The sequence below is a fragment of the Massilia pinisoli genome, assembly GCF_024753285.1.
Classification (GTDB): Bacteria; Pseudomonadota; Gammaproteobacteria; order Burkholderiales; family Burkholderiaceae_D; genus Telluria; species Telluria pinisoli.
In genome coordinates this window covers 82,208-99,862 of sequence record NZ_JANUGW010000007.1, presented here as the reverse complement: position 1 = coordinate 99,862, position 17,655 = coordinate 82,208, and the positions used below count along the sequence as shown (strand labels likewise).

Here is a 17,655-nt window from a genome sequence, read left to right as displayed (position 1 = left end):
ATGCAAGCCTTCCTCCAGTTTTCCCCCGAAGTGGCGGCCGCGCGCGCGGCCGGCAAGCCCGTCGTCGCGCTCGAGTCGACGATCATCTCGCACGGCATGCCCTACCCGCAGAACGTGCAGACGGCGCGCGAGGTCGAGCAGGTCATCCGCGACGCGGGCGCCGTGCCCGCCACGATCGCCCTCATCGACGGCAGGATCTGCGTGGGCCTGTCCGACGCCCAGCTCGAACAGCTGGGCAACGCGCACGACGCGCTGAAGGTCAGCCGGCGCGACCTCGCGTACGTGCTGGCCGAGAAAAAGCTGGGCGCGACGACCGTGGCCGCGACGATGATCTGCGCGGCGCTGGCCGGCATCGAGGTGTTCGTCACGGGCGGCATCGGCGGCGTGCACCGCGGCGCCGAGACGAGCTTCGACATCTCGGCGGACCTGCAGGAACTGGCGCGTACGAACGTCGCCGTCGTGTGCGCGGGCGTGAAATCGATCCTCGACATCGGCCTCACCCTGGAATACCTGGAAACGCACGGCGTCCCGGTCGTGAGCGTCGGCCAGCCGGGCTTCCCCGCGTTCTTCACGCGCGAATCCGGTTTCAATGCGGACTTCCAGCTCGACACGCAGGCACAGCAGGCCCGCTTCATCCGCACCAAGTGGCAGCTGGGCCTGACGGGCGGCGTCGTCGTCAGCAATCCGGTGCCGGTGGAATCCGCGCTGCGGAACGACGAGATCGGCGGCATCATCGCGCAGGCGCTGCGCGAGGCGGATGCGCAGGGCGTGAAAGGCAAGGCCGTGACGCCGTTCCTGCTCGCCCGCATCAAGGACCTGACGGGCGGCCGCAGCCTCGCCACCAACATCGCGCTCGTGAAGAACAATGCGCTCGTCGGCGCGCGCCTCGCGGTGGCGCTGCACGCGGCCGCCCACGTGTGAGACCATCATGTCGATCGACCTGAAGCAGCTGAAATACTTCCTGGCGGTGGCCGAAGAAAAGAGCTTTTCGCGCGCGGCCGAGCGCCTGCACATCTCGCAGCCCCCGCTGTCGCAGCAGATCATGAAGCTGGAGAGTGAGCTGGGCGTGCGCCTGTTCGCGCGCACGACGCGCAGCTTCGAGCTGACCGTGGCCGGCAAGGCGCTGATGCACGAGGCGGCCGACCTGCTGGGCCGCATGCGCATGACCATCGACACGATCCGCCAGATCGACCGCGGCGAGGTGGGACGCCTGCGCGTGGGCATCGTGGGCTCCGCGATGTGGGGCCCGATCCCCGGTCTGCTGGAACAGTTCCAGAGCCAGTTCCCGCGCGTGACGTGGACCATCCACGAGCTGGGTCCGAACGACCAGTGGGATGCGCTGCGCGGCAAGCAGATCGACGTCGGCTTCTGGCGCGAACCGAAAATCGACGAGGACATGCTGAGGAATGCGGGCCTGCGCCAGGAACTGTGCTTCCGCGAGGACGTGTGCGTCGCGATCAGCGACCAGCACCCGCTCGCGCAGCAGAGCGCCATCGAGCTGATCGACATCGCCCACGAACCGATGCTGACCCTGCACCTGGACCAGTCGGCCGAGCCGCGCTACCTGATCCAGTGCTGCGTCAACGCGGGCTTCCAGCCGACGATCTTCCAGGAAGCGGCCGAGCCGCAGACGCTGCTCGCGATGGTGGGCGCAGGGCTCGGCGTGGCACTGATGCCGTCGACGACGAGCCGCATCGGCTGGCCGGGTGTGCGCTTCCTGCCGATCCGCACGAATCCGCCGTCGGCCAATCTCTACATCAGCTACCCGACGCAGGACGATGCGCCCGTCGTACGGGCGTTCCTCAACATCCTGAATCCGGCGGGCGAGTAAGCCGTCAACGCAGGGAGCTGTAATTCAGCGGCGCCCACGTATAGGCGCTCCCGTTGCGCTCGATGTAGCCCAGGCCGGGGAACGGAGTGTGTGCCGCGGCCACGATGATCCCGCGCGCGGCGGCATCCGCGAACAAGGCCTCGCGCTGGCGCCGCGCCGCGTTCGCGTCTTCGTCGAACCGGATCGTCACCTGCGGCTCGGCCATCTGCACGTCCTTCGCATGCAGCGTGTCGCCCACGAAGCGCATCGTCTGGCCGCCGCCCGTCAATTCGTACACGGTGTGGCCCGGCGTATGCCCCGGTGCCGGCACGGCGCGGATGCCGGGCACCACCTCGCCGGGACCGTCGAACGTGCGGACCCGGCCCGCCTGCCGGTAAGGCGCGAATGCCGCCAACGCTTCATCGATGACGTGGACGCTGTCCGGACGCACCTTGGTGCGGTTGGCCGGATCGAGCCAGGCGTCCGCTTCGCGCTTCGCCACGACCACTTCCGCATTGGGCAGCACGGCCTTGCCGTCGATCGTCAGGCCATTCGAGTGGTCGCCGTGGATGTGCGTGAGCAGCACGGTGTCGACGTCTTCCGGCCGGTAGCCGGCGGCGCGGATGCTGTCCGCCAGGTGGCCGCCGTGCGTCCCGAAGCTGGCGCCGGCGCCCGTGTCGATGAGCACCAGCCGCTTGCCGGTGTTGACGAGATAGGCATTGATCGACGTCTCGACCTGCGTGCCGAGATGGTGGGTGGCCAGCACGCCTTTCACATGGGCCGCGCCGGTGTTCGTCAGCAGCGTGTCGAGAGGGATGGTCACGGTGCCGTCCGACAGCGCGGTGATTTCGACGTCGCCCAGCAGAACGCGATAAAAGCCGGGCGCCTGGGTACGCACCTGCGGTGCGGCCGCGTGCGCCGCCGGCAGCCAGGCTGGCGTTGCCAGCAGCGCCGTGGCGGTCAGGAACAGGGGTGGCAGGATGGTCGAAAGCTTGGTCATGGTGGACTCCTCTGGTGTTGAACGATGCATCCATGATCCAATAGCGCACCACATCAATCAAATCGATTATCGAGATCATGGGAATCAGCGAAAATGATTTTAGAGGCGTCGACCTGAACCTTATGGTGACGTTCCTCGTACTGATGCGCGAGCGCAGCGTGTCGGCCGCCGCCCACAAACTGTTCCTTGGCCAGCCGGCCGTCAGTGGGGCGCTGGCACGCCTGCGCCAGTTGTTCGGCGACGAGTTGCTCGTGCGCGGCACGCGCGGCATGGAACCGACCCCGCGTGCACTCGAACTGGAAGCCGCCATCGCGCCCGCGCTGACGATGCTGCAACAGGCGATCGCCGTACCGCCGGCCTTCGACCCGGCCAGCGCCGAGCGGCTGTTCGTCGTCGGGATGCCGGACTGGGTCGAGCACTGGCTGATGCCCGCCCTGCTCGCACGCGTACGCGAGCAGGCGCCGCACGTGCGCATCGTGCTCAAGGAAAGCAATCCGTTCGCCGTCAGCGACATGCTGGACAAGGACGAGATCGAACTCGGCGTGGCAGCCATGCGTCCCGGACCGCGCTGGCAGCGCCTGCGGCCGCTGCGCGCGATGGGATTCCGCTGCGTCTACGACCCGCGCCAGCTGCCGTTCAAGGGCGAGGTGACCCTGGCGCAGTACGTCGCGGTGCCGCACCTGCTGGTGAGCTACCGGGGCGCCGTCGAGGGCCCGACCGACGCGGTGCTGGCCGGGCTCGGGCTGCGCCGCGAGGTGCGCTACACGACACCGCGCTTCTCGTCGGTGCCCGGCGTGCTCGCTGCGAGCGCCATCGTGGCGACGGTCCCGGAGGTGCTGGCCGACCGTTGGGCCGCGGCGGGACAGCTCGCGTCGAGTGCGGTGCCCGTCGCGCTGGACCGCTTCACCGTCTCGATGGGGTGGCATGCACGGCGCGACGACGACGCCGCGCTGCACTGGTTGATGGGCGTGATCGAGGACGTGGCGCGTGCCGCCCCGTGACCCGGGGCGTCAATGCGTGGCGCCGCCCACTTCGCGCGTATCCGTCTCCATGACCACCGCCACCTCCACCGCGATGCGCAGCGCGTCGACGATGTCGCGCAGCGCCATCGACGGCGGCCGCTCCGGCCGGTCGGCCGCCTGCTCGGGCAGGAACGGCACGTGGATGAAGCCGGCCTTCAGCGGCTGTCCGGCCGCATGGTGCATCAAGCCGTAGAACACGTGGTTGCAGACGTACGTGCCGGCCGTCTGCGACACGCTGGCCGGAAAGCCGCGCAGGCGCAGCGCCTTCACGATGGCCTTGAGGGGCAAGGTGCTGAAATAGGCGGGCGGGCCGTCGGCCACGATGGGCGTGTCGACGGGTTGCGCACCCGCGTTGTCGCGGATGGACGCGTCGTCGATGTTGATGGCCACGCGTTCCAGCGAGATCTCGGAGCGGCCGCCGGCCTGCCCGACGGCGATCACGACGTGGGGCTTGACCTCCGCCACGGCGTCGCGCAGGACGTCGGTGGCGCGGCCGAATTCGCACGGCAGCTGGCGCGCGCTAACGGTGAAGCCGGGCCCGGACCAGCCGTCCAGCGCGCGCGCGGCTTCCCACGACGGGTTGATGGTGGCGCCGTTGAACGGATCGAAGCCGGTCAGCAGCACGGTCTTGACGGGAGCAGGTGTGGTGGATGCGGTCATGTTCGCCTCATCGATACATCAAACAATACAGCAGGACGATATTCGCGCCCAGCAGCGGCAGCGCGGTCGGCAACTGGGCCTTGATCACGGCATTCTTGTCGGGCAGGTCGAGCAGCAGCACCGGCACGACGTTGAAATTCGCAGCCATCGGCGTCATCAGGGTACCGCAGTAGGCGCTGAACATGCCGATCGCCGCCATCACGGCGGGATTCGCATGGTAGACGCCGACCAGCACGGGAATCCCGATGCCGCCCGCGATGACGGGAAACGCGGCGAAGCCGTTGCCCATCACGACGGTAAATAATGCCATGCCCACGCAGAATGCGGCGCAGGCGAGCAGGCGCGAATCGAGCGGCAGGTACGCGGTCGCGACGTGCGCCACGGCCTTGCCCACGCCCGCCTCGGCAAACAGCAGGCCGAGCACCGCGAGCATGTGCGGCAGCACGACGGCCCAGCTCATCGCGTCGATCAGCCGGCGCGCCTCGCGCACGCCCTGCAGCGGCGTCGCGCGCGTGAGCCCGCACGCGAGCGCCAGCGCGGCGACGCTGCCGCAGCCCATGCTGACGAGCGTCACATTGTTCGGGTCGAGCAAAAAGCGGGCGCCGAGATGGACGTCCTTCAGCGCGACGGAACCCAGCATCGTCACGGCGGGAATCGCCAGCGCCGGCACGAGCAGCCGGTTGCCCAGCCGGGCGGCGCTGGCTTGCCGCTCCGCCTCCGGCACGACGGCGGCGCGGCCGGGCCGCACGAGGCCCGCGCCGGCGACGAGCGCCATCACGATCATCAGCACGCCCGCGACGGCCGGCGGCAGCCGTTCGCCCAGCAAATAGACGAGCGCGTACAGGCCCCAGAACAGCGCCGTCGTCATGCGCCGCGGGTTCGCCCTGTCGCGCACCGTCATGACGGCCGTCGCCGCGAACAAGAGGCCGACCAGGACGTAAAAGATGTCGAGCGAAACGATCATCGCGCGGTCTCGCGCCGGATGCGCGCGTCGAGCCGGCGCAGATTCCACGCGTGGATGACGAACGCGCTCACCGCCGTCGGGATGCCCCACAAGGCCATGCGGATCGGATCGACGTCCAGCCCTTCGGCCTTGAGGATCGTCTGCATCAGCACGATGGCGCCGAACGCGACGAAGATGTCCTCGCCGAAGAACAGGCCGACGTTGTCCGTCGCGGCGCACATTGCCCGGATGTGCCGGCGCAGCGGCTCGGACAGCGTACCGTGGCGCGCCTCGGCCGCCGCCTCCGCCATCGGCGCGACGAGCGGGCGCACCATGTTCGGGTGGCCGCCCAGGCTCGTGAGGCCGAACGCGGCCGCGACCTCGCGCGCCAGCAGGTAGACGGTCAGCAGCCGTCCCGTCGTCGCCGAGCGGATGCGCGCGACGCTGGCCTGCGCATGCTCCTTCAGGCCGAAGCGCTCCAGCAGGCCGATGGCGGCCAGCGGCAGCAACAGGATCAGCGGCAGGTTGCGGGTCTTGATGAACGCACGGCCGAGCGATTCCAGCAGGTGCATGACGGGCATGTGCGCGGCCCACCCGGTCACGCCGCAGGCGGCGATCACGACGAGCACGGGATGGAGACGCAACAGGAATCCGGCGGTGACGACGGCGATGCCGAGCAGCGGCCACAGGTTGACGGCGGTGTGCATGGTCCTCCAGCGGTTGTGGTTGCGTGCGGAATCTTACCTTACGGACAAGCCGATGCTCGTCGCGGAGTCGTCAGTGCAGAAATAATGAATCAGCGAATCTGTTGCCACTACGCAACATATGTTGTAAGTGCTTGTAAAGTTTCGCCCTGCCCCAACCGGTTACACCGCTACACTGCAAGCTATCTCTGCAGACAGGAGCTTGCATGCCTCGGTTTTCCGGTGGCGTCGCATCGCGCGGCCCCTCCACTTCTTCCTCTTCGGTTCACGCTGTCCACCCTCGTTTCCCCTTCCACCTTGCCTTGTTGGCAACCGCCGGCCTCGTCGCCGGACTGACGGCGCAGCCGTGCTTCGCGTCGCTGGGCCGTGCGCCGAGTGCGCTGTCCGCCGCGACGAGCGCGCACCAGGCAAGGACGCTGGCGGCAGCCGGCAGTACCGCGGCCGCCGGCTACACCGTCAACACGACGGTGCTGGAGACGGGCACGACGGTGCGGGAATACGTGGGCAGGAACGGCGTCGTATTCGCCGTCACCTGGAACGGCCCGTTCCTGCCCGACCTGCGCGACCTGCTGGGCCAGCATTTCACCACGCTCACGAACGAAAGCGCACGCCACCCGAAGGCGGGCCGCAACTGGGTCCGCGCCGCGAACCCGGACGTGACGATCGAATCGACCGGCCACATGCGCGCCTACACGGGCCGCGCCTGGGTGCGCAGCCTGCTGCCGGCCGGCTTTGACACGGATACCCTCGAATGACGACGATGCTCGATGTACGCCGCGGCCTCGCGGCGCTGGCGACCACGTGCGCCTGTCTGATCCTGACCGCGTGCGGCGGCGGCGGTAGCAGCAGCACCGGCAGCACCGGCTCGACCGCCGTGTCCGCGGCCAGCCCATCCGCCCCGTCCGCCGTCCAGCCGACGGCCACGATCTCCGCATCCACCGCGACCGTCACGGCCGGCCAGCCGCTGACCTTGACGTGGAGCGCCCAGGACACGGGCGCGACGGCATGCACGGCGTCCGGCGCCTGGTCCGGCCAGGTCGCCACGAGCGGCAGCCAGCCGGTGACGCCGGCCGCGCAGGCCGGCACCTATACCGCCACCTATACGATCACGTGTGGCCAGGCAAGCAACAGCGTGGCCGTGACAGTGGCGGCGCCCGCGAACTCGATGCCGATCATCGTCGACAACGGCCCCGCGGGCGCGGGCGGCCAGTTCAACGCGCCGTTCGTGAGCGTCACCGTCTGCCGCCCCGGCACGACGGTCTGCCAGACGATCGACCACGTGCTGCTCGACACGGGTTCCTATGGCCTCCGTCTCATCGCCCCGCTGGACGGCGCGCTGGCACTGCCGACCGTGACGTCGAGCACCGGCGCGGCCGTCGGCGAATGCGGCCAGTTCGTGAGCGGCTACACGTGGGGCGCCGTCGTGCAGGCCGACATCAAGCTGGCCGGCGAGACCGCGGCGGCGCAGTCGATCCAGGTGATCAGCCAGGCGCCGGGCGGCATGTCGACAGCGCCGACGTCGTGCAGCAGTACCGGCAGCGGCATGAACACCGTCGCGACGCTGGGCGCCAACGGCATCCTCGGTGTCGGACTGTTCAAGGAAGATTGCGGCCCCGCGTGCGCGAGCAGCGCCATCAGCGCAACCTATTACGCCTGCGCGAACGGCACGTGCACGTCGACGGCGCTGGCGCTGGACAAGCAGGTCGCGAATCCGGTCGGCGCATTCGCCAACGACAACAACGGCGTCGTCGTATCGCTGCCGTCCGTCGGCACGGGCGGCGCGACGTCGCTCAAGGGGACGCTCACGTTCGGCATCGGCACGCAGCCGAACAACGGGCTCGGCACGGCAACGCGCTACGTCGCCAATTCCAGCGGCGACTTCACGACGGTGTACAAGGGCACGACGATGAGCGCCAGCTTCATCGACAGCGGGTCGAACGGCCTGTACTTCAGCGACACGAGCCTGCCGGCCTGCACGTTGAGCACGGACTTCTATTGCCCGACGAGCCCCCAGAGCCTGAACGCGACGGTGATGGCCTACGACGGCAGCGCGTCGAGCGACGTGGCGTTCACCATCACGGACATCGACCGCCTGCCGGGCGGCACCGTGGCGGGCTGGGTCGGCGGCAAGTACGACACCAAGAAGCGCGGCAGCAGCGCGTTCGACTGGGGCCTGCCCTTCTTCTTCGGGCGCAACGTCTACGTGGGCATGGCGACGAGCACGAGCCGGCCCTACTGGGCGTTCTGACCGGCCTTACTCCGGACGGACCGGGTTGGCGGCATCGTTGCCGACCACGGTCGTCCACGGCCGCACGCGCCATGCCTTCACGAGGCCGTGCACGACGTACGGATCGGCGCGGGCGAAGCGCTCGGCCGCATCCGGCGAATCGCCCGTGAACAGCAGGACGGCCTGGTCGGCCGGGTCGGCCAGGGCGCCGGCGATGACGATTTCGCCCCTCTGCTGCGCCGCCCAGGCGAGTTGCAGGTGTTCATTGCGGAATTCGCCGCGGCGCGCCAGATAGTCGGGCGCCAGCTCATAGATCAGCAAAAAGTGCACTTCGTTCTCCTTGGACGTGGTTGCAACATCGGTCGACGACGAGTGTAACCGACGGCGGACCGGGCCACGCCCGTCCGCCGAGCCCATGCTGCACTAATGCGCCGACGCGTTGCCCGCTGCAGGACGGACGTGGCGATTGGGCGCGCCCGGCGTCGCCAGGTCGCCCGTCGCCGTCATCACGGTGCCCACGGGATGGGATTTGGCGAGCGGGCCGGTGAAGGCGATGCCCGTCCCCGCCACGGTCGCTCCCGCGTCGTGCGCATGCGCCAGCGGCGCCGCGAGCGTCAGCTTGCCCGCCCGCCAGGCGGTATCGACGGCCGTGACGACACCCGTCTCCTCGTCCGCGCCGCTGCCGACGACGAGCGCCTGGCCGGCGACGAACGGATGCGGGTCGTCGACGCGGACGACGGTGGCGCCCTTGTCCGCCGGCGCCGACGTGCGCGTGATCCCGTGCGAACCGACCGTCGCGACGGTCAACGTCTCCGCATCGGCGCCCGCATCGAGGACGACGCTCTGGCCGGGCGCCAGATGCCCTGTCGTGGTGACGTTGATGCGCGCCGCGCCCGCCACGGCGCCGCCCGTCCGGATCGAGGCGGCCGTCACGAAGTCAGCGCAATCGTGGTCGCTGTCCTGGCCGTCCGGATAACGGCCCGTGCTGCCCTGCGTCGCATCGACTTCCGCGACGGCGCCGCTGAACGGGATGCCCGCGAGTGGCCGTTCCCACGACCGCGCGGCGGGGACGCCCGGCGCGTCCGCGTGACAGGTGGCCGCCTTGCCGGCCGCGCCGCGGAAGCCGCCGGACGCCCACGGATCGACGACATCGCCGTAATTCAAGCTGTCGACGACGTGGCCCGCCGCATCGCGCAGCACCATGCTGCCCGCCTCGCGCGAGACGGCCGGGCCGCCGAACCACTGGTCCGGCGGGCCCTGGAACCCGGCCGTCGTCACGGTCGCGACCCGCACCACATCATCCGTGGCATGGGCGCGGGTGAGCGGGCGATCCAGCACGATCCCGCTGCCGGCCGGGCGCACCGGTTCATTGCTCGCATGCGCGTGACGGGTGGCGGGCGTGAACTGGATGCCCGTGCCGCGCACGCTGAACGGCAGGTTGGCGGCATGGTCGTACTTCAGCGGCGCCGCCAGCTCGACACCCGTGCCCGGCTCCACGAACGGTTCGCTGGCCACGTGGTTCTTCGCGAGCGCCGGCGCGATCGTCAAGGTGAGGTCGGTGCCGGGCTGGCCTTCGACTTTGACGATCTCCACCGTTTCGAGGCTGCCGGGTGCGCCGATCACGGCCTTCCCGGCCGTGTACTCGACGAACTTCGGCGTGGGGAAGCCGGTCGCGCCATGCACGACAACAGTCGTCGCGCCCGCGGCGGCAGCGCGCGCGAGGCTCGTGCGGCGCGCGGCCGTGCCTACGTTCTTGACGGCGACCGTGTCGATGCCGTGGTCGACGCTGTCGATGTCGAGGCGGATCGTATCGCCGGCGGCGATGCCGTCGGTCGACGTCACCTGGATCGAGGTCGAACCCGCCGCCGCATCGAGGCCGAGCCACGCCTGGCTGCCCGCCGTGCCGACGCCGGTGATGGTCACTTTCTCGTAGTGTTCCGTCGTGCGCCCGACGGCGGGATACGTGCTGCCGTAGCCCAGCGCGAGCGTATCGCCGACGGCGAACCCCACGGTCGTGGTCACGGGAACGCTCGTCGCACCGGCCGGGATGGTGATGATGGGGCCATCGGGAAGGGGCTGCCACAGCGGCGTTGCCTGGCCGGCCGCCGTGCCGACGCGGACGACCTTGCGCGTTTCCCCGTCCGCACCGTTGCCGACGACGATCGTGTCGCCCGGCTGGATGCCGTCGACACTCCGCACGTGGATGGTCGCGTCGCCGGGCGCCGCGGGCAGCACCAGGCCGGAGTTGGACAGGCCCAGCACATAGAAGCCGTGCGGCGCCAGCGTCGTGTGGGCGGGCATCTTCACTGCGGAGAACACGGGCTCGCGCGCCGCGTGCTGGGTGAAGGTCCAGTGCGAGATATCGGCCGGCTTTTCGCCCGCGTTGTACAACTCGATGAAGGCATTCGTCGCGTTGCCGCGCGCGCCGTCGCTCAGGCGGAATTCGTTGATCTTCACGGGCGCCGCGTTGCGCACCTTCGCTGCGGCCGATTCGACGCGGCGCGCATGAGACGTGGCATCGGTCCACGTCGCGATGCCGTTCACGTCGGCATTCAGTGCCGCCGCGCCCGACGTCACCTTGAACACGGCATGCACGCTGGCGCCGGGCGCGATCGCGTCGGCGAAGGACTTCGCGGCGCCGGCGCGCCAGCCCTTCGGCACTTTCAACGACAACGTGACGCCACGGAGGGGTTGGCTCGTCGTATTCGTGAACGTGACCGTCATGTCCTGGGCGTCCCGCGGCGCGAACGTGTGCAGGGCGGACGGAGTGTCGGGCGCGGTCCCGACGGTGACGGCCGCCACGTCGTAGCGGGCGGCGGCCACGTTCCGCGCGACCTGCTGGTCCGTCTCGTTCGACGGATAGGTGCGCGGCGCCGTCATCGCGCCTTCGTAGAACGTGCCTTGCGACGCCGTGCTGTTGTCACCGCCATTGCCGAGAATGACGGCGCCTTGCTTGCGCATCGGGTCGTACGACGCATCGATGCGGCGGCCTTCATACATGACGGACAATTGCCCCCGCTGGGCATCGCCGCCCAATGTCGCCCAATGTCCCGGCTTGCCTTTCGTGACGGCGGTGACGAAGCGCGCAGCGAGCGTGGGCAGGTTGGCGCACAGCTTCGATTTGTCGTCGTTGACGCAACCGACCAGGTTGTTTTCGTGGTCGGCCATCACCCACGGCCCCGGCCCGCTGCCGTGATACCAGCCGGTCGCGTTGCCGAAATAGATCGCCTCCATCGTGCCGTTGTCGTCGTCGATGCTGTCGATCTCGCCGTTGCCGTAATCGAAGCAGCAGCCCTGGTCGTAGTGATAGCCGTTGATGACGGCGTATTGGCCGCCCGCCTGATCGTCGACGGGCACACCGTGCGTATCGTTCAGGCGCAGGCCCATGCCCGGCGCGATGTACACGCCATAGACCTTGTGCCCCATGACGGTGACGGGCGCCAGGTCGGCGAGCGGCAGATTGTCCATGCCGCCCAGGGCGGGCCCCGTCCACGTGCCGCGCGGCGCCTGCACGAGGTGGTTGCGCTTGCCCGACTGGTCGTACAGGATCGTGATCCAGCAATAGGTGTTGGCGCAGAAGGCGTCCTGCGCCTTCGCATTCGCGTAGCCGCCCGGGTCGGGAACGGGGCCGCGCGCCGGTGGCACGACACCGATGTCGAGCGTCTTGCCGTCCGACTGGCGCATGACCTGGTACAGGGGCCCGTCGTAGGCGGCGTACAGCGCGCGCGTGCTGCTGTGCGCGGCCACGCAGGGCGCGCCCGCCTTCGCGTAGACGTCGCAAGGGCCCTCGGGCCGGGACGGGGCGGCGCGCGCGGCGGCTTTCGGGACTGCCTGGGCGGAGGCCCAGGCCTGCAGTGCACTCGACGTCAACGCCAGCGTGAGCGCCAGGCCGACGGCTACATTCAGGATTCGCATGAATTCGTTCTTTTCAAGGATCGATTAGTTATCGATAACCAATTGTGGAATCATCCATCGTAGAGCGAACTACATGGCCTTGACCAATTGCTTTTTCTTCTTGATCCATATCGGATTTGTAATGCCTGAGCCCGACGCTATGGATTGCCCGCGGGTTGTACCAGGTCGACCCCATACGGAGCGAGGTGCAGATTGCCCTTCCAGCTGGCACCCGAAAGCACACCTGTGCCTTGCGCGGCGATCGGTATGTCCTTGGCCTCGGTCGTCGTATTGACATACAGGACCCGTCCGTCCACCACGCGAGCGAACACGCCATCCGGCGTTTCGGGACCGGGCACGATCCCCAGTTCCGCATAGAGACTGCGATACAAGGGCCGCATGATGGACGGTTGGGCCGGCGTCGCAACATAGATCGCCCGGCCCTTGCCGAAGCTGTTGACCGTGACGACGGGGGGCGAGCCGTCGACATTCGAAAACCGCGCCACGACCTTGGCGGTGGAAGGCTCCAGCACTTCGTAGAAGTTGATCGTGGTCTTGAATTCGGCGCCGTTGATCATGCCCGCCAGCGGCTCGTCACGCTGGTAGAACTCCTTGGTCTTCAAGCCGAAGACGTCGGCCAGGCGACCGGGCAAGGGGGTGTCGTACCATTGCGCGGTCTCGTTCACCTTGTCCGAGAACGCCGTCATGATGACCGTGCCGCCATTGCGGACATAACGGCGGACGGCATCGGTCGCCGCCTGGTCCATCAGATACTCGCCGGCGATGACCAGCAGCTTGTAGCGGCTGAGGTCTTCATGCCCGATATTGATGACGGCGACGTCGAGATTGTCCTGGTACAGCGGGCCGAACGCATTGTGCTTCTGGTCGATGTAAAGCGTCGTATAGTAGCGCTTCACCGCATTGCCGGCGATTTTCGGCGCCGACGCCGCCCTCGATTCGAACGAATACGACATGGCGATCCCGGGATTCGGCTGCCGCGGAAATCCCAGGCCCTCGATCTTCCTGAATTCGGCGGCCATGGTGCCCCACTCGGCCAGCCGCCATGACGGCGTGCCGTCGTGATCGAGGAGGCCCCAGAACGCCTGCTCCTCGCCGCCCAGATGGGTGTTGAAGGTCCACGCCAGCGCCGCCTGGCCGCCGTTGAGCAGGCCGAAATAGGCCCACATGCGCGACCTGCCCTTGACGCCGTGCGACGCGAAGCCGCCGGTCTGGAATTCGTTAAACCAGACCGGCGTCGACAGCGCGCCCTTCATCAGCAGGGTTTCGAAGGCGCCAGGAATCGCCTCGGTGTGGTAGTAGCCGAACGCGCCGTAGCTGACATACTGGCGGTGCGTCGCCAGATAGTCGAATCCCTTGTTCGCATGGACATCGTACAGGTTCGAGATGGCCGGCTTGCCGGGCACGTTCTTCTTGCGGACGGCTTCCAGGTCCTGCAAGACCCCGATCGTCACGTCCGACCAGAAGCGGCGCAGGTCGAGATTGCGTTCGTTCGGCCCCGGACCATCGACATACGGCAGGCGCACCTGGTCCCAGTCGCTGATGCGGCGCGACCAGCGCTGCGTCGCCCATGCCTTGTTCAACGCCGCCAGGCCGCCATAGCGGTCCTTCAGCCAACGGATGAAGCGCCGGCGCGTGGGTTCCGAATACGACATGAAGCTGGCGCCGATCTCGTTGTCGTAGCCGATCGCCAGCAAGGCCGGATGGTGCGCGTAGTGCCTGGTGAGCGCGTCGCCCAGGCGCCTGGCCAGGCGCCGGTAATCGGGGTCGCTGATGTCGTCCATATAGCGCGTGGCCGGGTACAACGTCGTGCCGTTCTGCGCGACGATATCGACGCCGGGATATTTCTGGTGCAGCCACAGGGGTGCCGGCAGCCCGGGAATGTCGAGAATGACCTTGATGCCGGCAGCCTGCATCTGGTCCATCACGGCGTCGAACGCCTTGAACGTGAAGACACCGTCGGCCGGCTCGAAATAATCCCAGGACAAATCGCCCATCCTGACCACCGAGAATCCCGCCGCCTTCATCAAGGCGATGTCCGTGCGGATCTGCTCCGGCGAGCGGTCGACAGGCTGGTAGCACGTACCGATAAACAATTGCCCCTTCCCTGGCCAGTCGGTGTGCCCGTCGGCGCTTTGCGCGTGCGCGTGTCCCGCGCAGGCGAGCGCCACGGCGGCGGCCAGGCATAATGCCGTCAACTTCATGCGAGGTTCCTTATCGTGTGTTTTTTCATCGAGCGCGGCAGTGTGCGCGGGGCGATCACCACGCTCCCACCGGCTCGATGGTGAAGCGGTAGCTGAGAGGCTTGAGCGGAATCCGGTATTTGACCAGGGGGCGGCCTTCCGGCGACCAGCTGGTGTCGCCGCCGAGGCCCGCCTGCACGGCGTCGATCAGCATGCTGCCGTTGCCGTGCGGCGTGATGTCGACATCATGCCGTTCGCCTGGCTTGCGCAAGTACAGGTCTTCGTAAGGAAAGGCCAGCACGTTGACGGACAACGGCTGCTCCCCCCTGACGCGCAAGCCCGCGCCGGCCTCGTTGGTCAGGCGGAACCAGCGGACGTCGGTCTTGTTCCCGCTTTCCTGCGGACGCATGTAATGCTGGTACTGGGCGGCGACCGGCCCCTTGTACAGGCCGAGCGCGGCGCTGGTCTGGCGGTCGACGTAGGACTCGTGCGGCCCGCGGCCATACCATGCGAGCTGGCTCAGTTCCGGGGCCGAGTCGAAGCGCAAGCCGATCCGCAGCGGGTCCGGCAGATCGTCCTTGAGCGGCGTGAACGTGCTGTCCACGACCAGGCTGCCGTCGCCCTGCAGGCGGTACGTGGTCTCGAAGTGGACGAAGCCCGCGCCCAGGACGAAGTGCACCGTTACCGTGTCGGCGCCCACGTCGATCTGGGCGACGCGGCGTTTCTCCGTCATCCGCTGCCACACGGCGTGCGATTTTTGCACGCCCGCCCCATCGTCGTTGTCCGTCAATCCGCGCCAGAAATTCGGTGTCCCTCCCGTGAAGAGCGTCTTGCCCTTGGCCGAGTACGCCACCAGTCCCGTCGTCTTGTCGATGGCCAGGCTGGCGCCGGCGCTCGTCAGGGTGACGGCGGCATCGGTCTGCGCCATGTCCACCTTGCCGCCGGCGGGCCTGGCGGGCAGCTGCGCCGGGGCGATCACGAATTGCGAGAACCCCAGGACTTGACCCGCGGCGACGCCGGGAATGGCGCCGGCCTTCGCGTGGCCGCGGATGGTCAGGACGCGTTCGGCGCCCGGGCTTTTCTTCACCGCCGGCAGGTCGATGACGACCTCCTCGCTCCGTCCCGCCTGGGCATTGGCCCCCACGAGTTTGCCGCTGGCCACTTCGCGGCCATCATCGGCGAGCGTCCAGATGAAGTCGAACCCGGACAAGTCGTTGAAGTCATACCGGTTGACGAGGGTGAGTCTGCCGCTGGCCGGGTCGCCCTGGAATACGAAGGGCGAGTGCACCTGCTGCACCTCGAAGTACTTGGGATAGGTGGTGCGGTCCGCGCGGATCAGGCCCTTGGCGACATGGTCGCTGCCGTCGCCGCGGAGCGGATTCAGATCGAGGCCGGTGGCCCAGTACGTGCGGCCCCCGGCATCCTTCGCATAGACGCCCTGGTCGACCCAATCCCAGATGAAGCCGCCCTGCAGCTTCTTGTGGGCACGGATGACCTGCCAATAGTCCTCGAAGTCGCCGAGGCCATTGCCTTCCGCGTGGGCGTATTCGCACTCGATGAGAGGCTGCGTGAAGTGCGGGTCGCTCGCGTAATCGCGCAGCTTGTCGATGTCGTCGTACATCGGGGCATAGATGTCGACGTACGCATTCGGCCGGTGCTCCTCCTCGTGGGTACCCACGCCCAGGAAACTGATCAGCCGGGTCGGGTCGTTCTTGCGGATCCACTGTGCGGCCGCTTCGAAATTCGGGCCGATACCGGACTCGTTGCCGAGCGACCAGAAGATGACGGACGGATGATTCCGGTCGCGCGCGACCATGCGTGTCACGCGGTCCAGCTGGGCGGCCCGCCAATGGGCCTTGTACCCCAGCAGCATCGCTTCGCGCGCCGGGCTGCCGGCCCGGTCCCCGGCCCGCATATAGCCGTGGCTTTCCATATTCGCTTCATCGAGCACGTACAAGCCATACTCGTCGGCGAGATCGTACCAGCGCGGATCGTTCGGATAATGGGAGGTGCGCACCGCATTCAGGTTCGCCTGCTTCATCAGCTCGATATCCTTGCGCATCAGCGCTTCGGACATCACGTGGAACGTCACGGGATCATGCTCGTGCCGGTTCACCCCCTTGATCATGATGCGGCGACCGTTGACCTCGACTTCGCCATTGCGGATTTCGACCGTCCGGAACCCGATCTTGCGCGCCGTGGCCGAGATCAGCCTGCCCTTGGCGTCGAGGAGCTGGATCACGAGACGATAGAGGTACGGCGTCTCGGCAGTCCAGTGCCTGACGGCGGGGATCTCGCCGCGCAGTTTCGCCGGCTGCGTCGCGCTCCCTTGCGCACGGCTGCTCAGGACGGCCGTGTCGCCGTCATACACGGTGGCGACGACGGTCGCGTCGCCGGTGAGCTGCGCATCGAGCGCGAACACGCCGTTCACGTAGGCCTTGTCCAGCCCGGCCGTGACGGCATAGTCGCGCAGGCGGGTCGCCCCTTCCGCATAGACGTAGACGCTGCGCTCGATCCCCGCGACGCGCCAGAAATCCTGGTCTTCCAGATACGACCCGTCGGCATACCGGTACAGCTCGATGGCAATCATGTTCTTGCCAGGCTTGACGAACCGGGTCAGTGCGAACTCGGACGGCAGTTTCGAATCTTCCGCATAGCCGACCTTCGCGCCGTTGACCCAGACGTAATAGGCCGCCCCGGCCGCCCCGATGTGCAAGAAGACCTGCTGCCCGGCCCACGCGGCCGGAATCTCGAACTCGCGCCGGTACGAGCCCACCTCGTTGGTGTCATGCGGGATGAACGGCTCGTTCATGGGAAATGGATACGTGATGTTGTAGTACTCGGGCAGGCCATAGCCTTGCGCCGCCATCATCCCGGGCACCTTGATGCTTGTCCACGTCGACACGTCATAGCCCGGCTTGTAGAAATCGACCGGGCGATTGTCGACGCCTTTCGTCCACGTGAAGCGCCAGGTCCCGTCCAGCGAGCGGTACCGGCCCGATCTCGCCATGTCGCCGGCGTTCGCCAGTTCGACGCTCTCGTAGTTGAAGAACGTCGACTTCATCGGTTCGCGGTTGATCGCGACGACCTCGGGCTGTTCCCACTCCGCGGCTTCGGCGGCGTGCGCGGATGGCATGCAGAGAACGGACAGGACGAACGTGATCGTCACACAGGGTTTGCTACGCATCGCTTGC

The 17,655-nt window shown here is 67.9% G+C and carries 13 protein-coding genes; 5 read left to right on the top strand and 8 right to left on the bottom strand.

Annotated elements, in window-relative coordinates; all coding sequences use genetic code 11:
• Both NX784_RS11670 and NX784_RS11665 read left to right on the top strand, forming a co-directional pair.
• On the top strand, positions 1–921 hold the full coding sequence (locus tag NX784_RS11670; RefSeq protein ID WP_258816832.1) for a pseudouridine-5'-phosphate glycosidase: 921 nt from the start codon (positions 1–3) through the stop codon (positions 919–921).
• Positions 922–928: 7 nt separating this feature from the next.
• Positions 929–1,831 carry a LysR family transcriptional regulator gene (locus tag NX784_RS11665; RefSeq protein ID WP_258816831.1) on the top strand — a complete coding sequence of 301 codons (903 nt, stop codon included), beginning with the start codon at positions 929–931 and terminating at the stop codon, positions 1,829–1,831.
• Positions 1,832–1,835: 4 nt separating this feature from the next.
• On the opposite strand, the gene NX784_RS11660 is transcribed toward NX784_RS11665, so the two are convergent.
• Entirely contained in the window at positions 1,836–2,810 is a 975-nt protein-coding gene (locus NX784_RS11660; RefSeq protein ID WP_258816830.1) for an MBL fold metallo-hydrolase, read from the bottom strand.
• Positions 2,811–2,887: 77 nt separating this feature from the next.
• Between NX784_RS11660 and NX784_RS11655 the strand changes: the two genes are divergently transcribed.
• Positions 2,888–3,811, top strand: a complete 924-nt coding sequence (locus NX784_RS11655) for a LysR family transcriptional regulator (protein WP_258816829.1) — start codon at positions 2,888–2,890, stop codon at positions 3,809–3,811.
• Positions 3,812–3,820: 9 nt separating this feature from the next.
• On the opposite strand, the gene pcp is transcribed toward NX784_RS11655, so the two are convergent.
• From pcp to NX784_RS11640, 3 genes are read right to left on the bottom strand one after another with little or no spacing between them, the layout of a single operon-like run.
• Positions 3,821–4,492 carry a pyroglutamyl-peptidase I gene (gene pcp, locus NX784_RS11650; RefSeq protein WP_258816828.1) on the bottom strand — a complete coding sequence of 224 codons (672 nt, stop codon included), beginning with the start codon at positions 4,490–4,492 and terminating at the stop codon, positions 3,821–3,823.
• Positions 4,493–4,499: 7 nt separating this feature from the next.
• Positions 4,500–5,456: a DUF979 domain-containing protein gene (locus tag NX784_RS11645; protein WP_258816827.1), complete on the bottom strand. Its 957-nt coding sequence runs from the start codon at positions 5,454–5,456 to the stop codon at positions 4,500–4,502.
• Positions 5,453–6,142, bottom strand: coding sequence for a DUF969 domain-containing protein (locus tag NX784_RS11640; RefSeq protein WP_258816826.1), 690 nt, complete (start codon positions 6,140–6,142; stop codon positions 5,453–5,455). The genes NX784_RS11645 and NX784_RS11640 overlap by 4 nt, the downstream gene beginning before the upstream one ends.
• A 299-nt stretch (positions 6,143–6,441) precedes the next feature.
• On the opposite strand from NX784_RS11640, the gene NX784_RS11635 reads away from it, so the two are divergent.
• The gene (locus NX784_RS11635; RefSeq protein ID WP_258816825.1) at positions 6,442–6,894 is read left to right on the top strand and encodes a DUF2844 domain-containing protein; all 453 of its coding nucleotides are present in this window, start codon (positions 6,442–6,444) and stop codon (positions 6,892–6,894) included.
• Positions 6,891–8,387: a DUF3443 domain-containing protein gene (locus NX784_RS11630; RefSeq protein ID WP_258816824.1), complete on the top strand. Its 1,497-nt coding sequence runs from the start codon at positions 6,891–6,893 to the stop codon at positions 8,385–8,387. Before NX784_RS11635 ends, NX784_RS11630 begins: the two co-directional genes overlap by 4 nt.
• A gap of 6 nt (positions 8,388–8,393) precedes the next feature.
• On the opposite strand, the gene NX784_RS11625 is transcribed toward NX784_RS11630, so the two are convergent.
• From NX784_RS11625 to NX784_RS11610, 4 genes are all read right to left on the bottom strand, one after another.
• Positions 8,394–8,696 (bottom strand): YciI-like protein, encoded by a 303-nt coding sequence (locus NX784_RS11625; RefSeq protein ID WP_258816823.1) that lies wholly within the window; start codon positions 8,694–8,696, stop codon positions 8,394–8,396.
• 93 nt (positions 8,697–8,789) lie between these two features.
• The gene (locus tag NX784_RS11620) at positions 8,790–12,281 is read right to left on the bottom strand and encodes an arabinofuranosidase catalytic domain-containing protein (protein WP_258816822.1); all 3,492 of its coding nucleotides are present in this window, start codon (positions 12,279–12,281) and stop codon (positions 8,790–8,792) included.
• Between the two features lie 137 nt (positions 12,282–12,418).
• Positions 12,419–14,482 (bottom strand): beta-galactosidase, encoded by a 2,064-nt coding sequence (locus NX784_RS11615; RefSeq protein WP_258816821.1) that lies wholly within the window; start codon positions 14,480–14,482, stop codon positions 12,419–12,421.
• Between the two features lie 55 nt (positions 14,483–14,537).
• A complete protein-coding gene (locus NX784_RS11610) occupies positions 14,538–17,648 on the bottom strand; it encodes a glycoside hydrolase family 2 TIM barrel-domain containing protein (protein WP_258816820.1) in 3,111 nt (1,036 codons plus the stop codon).
• Between the last annotated feature and the right edge of the window lie 7 nt (positions 17,649–17,655).

Coding starts and splice junctions, on each gene's coding strand:
- NX784_RS11670 (WP_258816832.1), top strand. CDS start 1: ATGCAAGCCTTCCTCCAGTTTTCCCCCGAAGTGGCGGCCGCGCGCGCG.
- NX784_RS11665 (WP_258816831.1), top strand. CDS start 929: ATGTCGATCGACCTGAAGCAGCTGAAATACTTCCTGGCGGTGGCCGAA.
- NX784_RS11660 (WP_258816830.1), bottom strand. CDS start 2,810: ATGACCAAGCTTTCGACCATCCTGCCACCCCTGTTCCTGACCGCCACG.
- NX784_RS11655 (WP_258816829.1), top strand. CDS start 2,888: ATGGGAATCAGCGAAAATGATTTTAGAGGCGTCGACCTGAACCTTATG.
- pcp (WP_258816828.1), bottom strand. CDS start 4,492: ATGACCGCATCCACCACACCTGCTCCCGTCAAGACCGTGCTGCTGACC.
- NX784_RS11645 (WP_258816827.1), bottom strand. CDS start 5,456: ATGATCGTTTCGCTCGACATCTTTTACGTCCTGGTCGGCCTCTTGTTC.
- NX784_RS11640 (WP_258816826.1), bottom strand. CDS start 6,142: ATGCACACCGCCGTCAACCTGTGGCCGCTGCTCGGCATCGCCGTCGTC.
- NX784_RS11630 (WP_258816824.1), top strand. CDS start 6,891: ATGACGACGATGCTCGATGTACGCCGCGGCCTCGCGGCGCTGGCGACC.
- NX784_RS11620 (WP_258816822.1), bottom strand. CDS start 12,281: ATGCGAATCCTGAATGTAGCCGTCGGCCTGGCGCTCACGCTGGCGTTG.
- NX784_RS11615 (WP_258816821.1), bottom strand. CDS start 14,482: ATGAAGTTGACGGCATTATGCCTGGCCGCCGCCGTGGCGCTCGCCTGC.
- NX784_RS11610 (WP_258816820.1), bottom strand. CDS start 17,648: ATGCGTAGCAAACCCTGTGTGACGATCACGTTCGTCCTGTCCGTTCTC.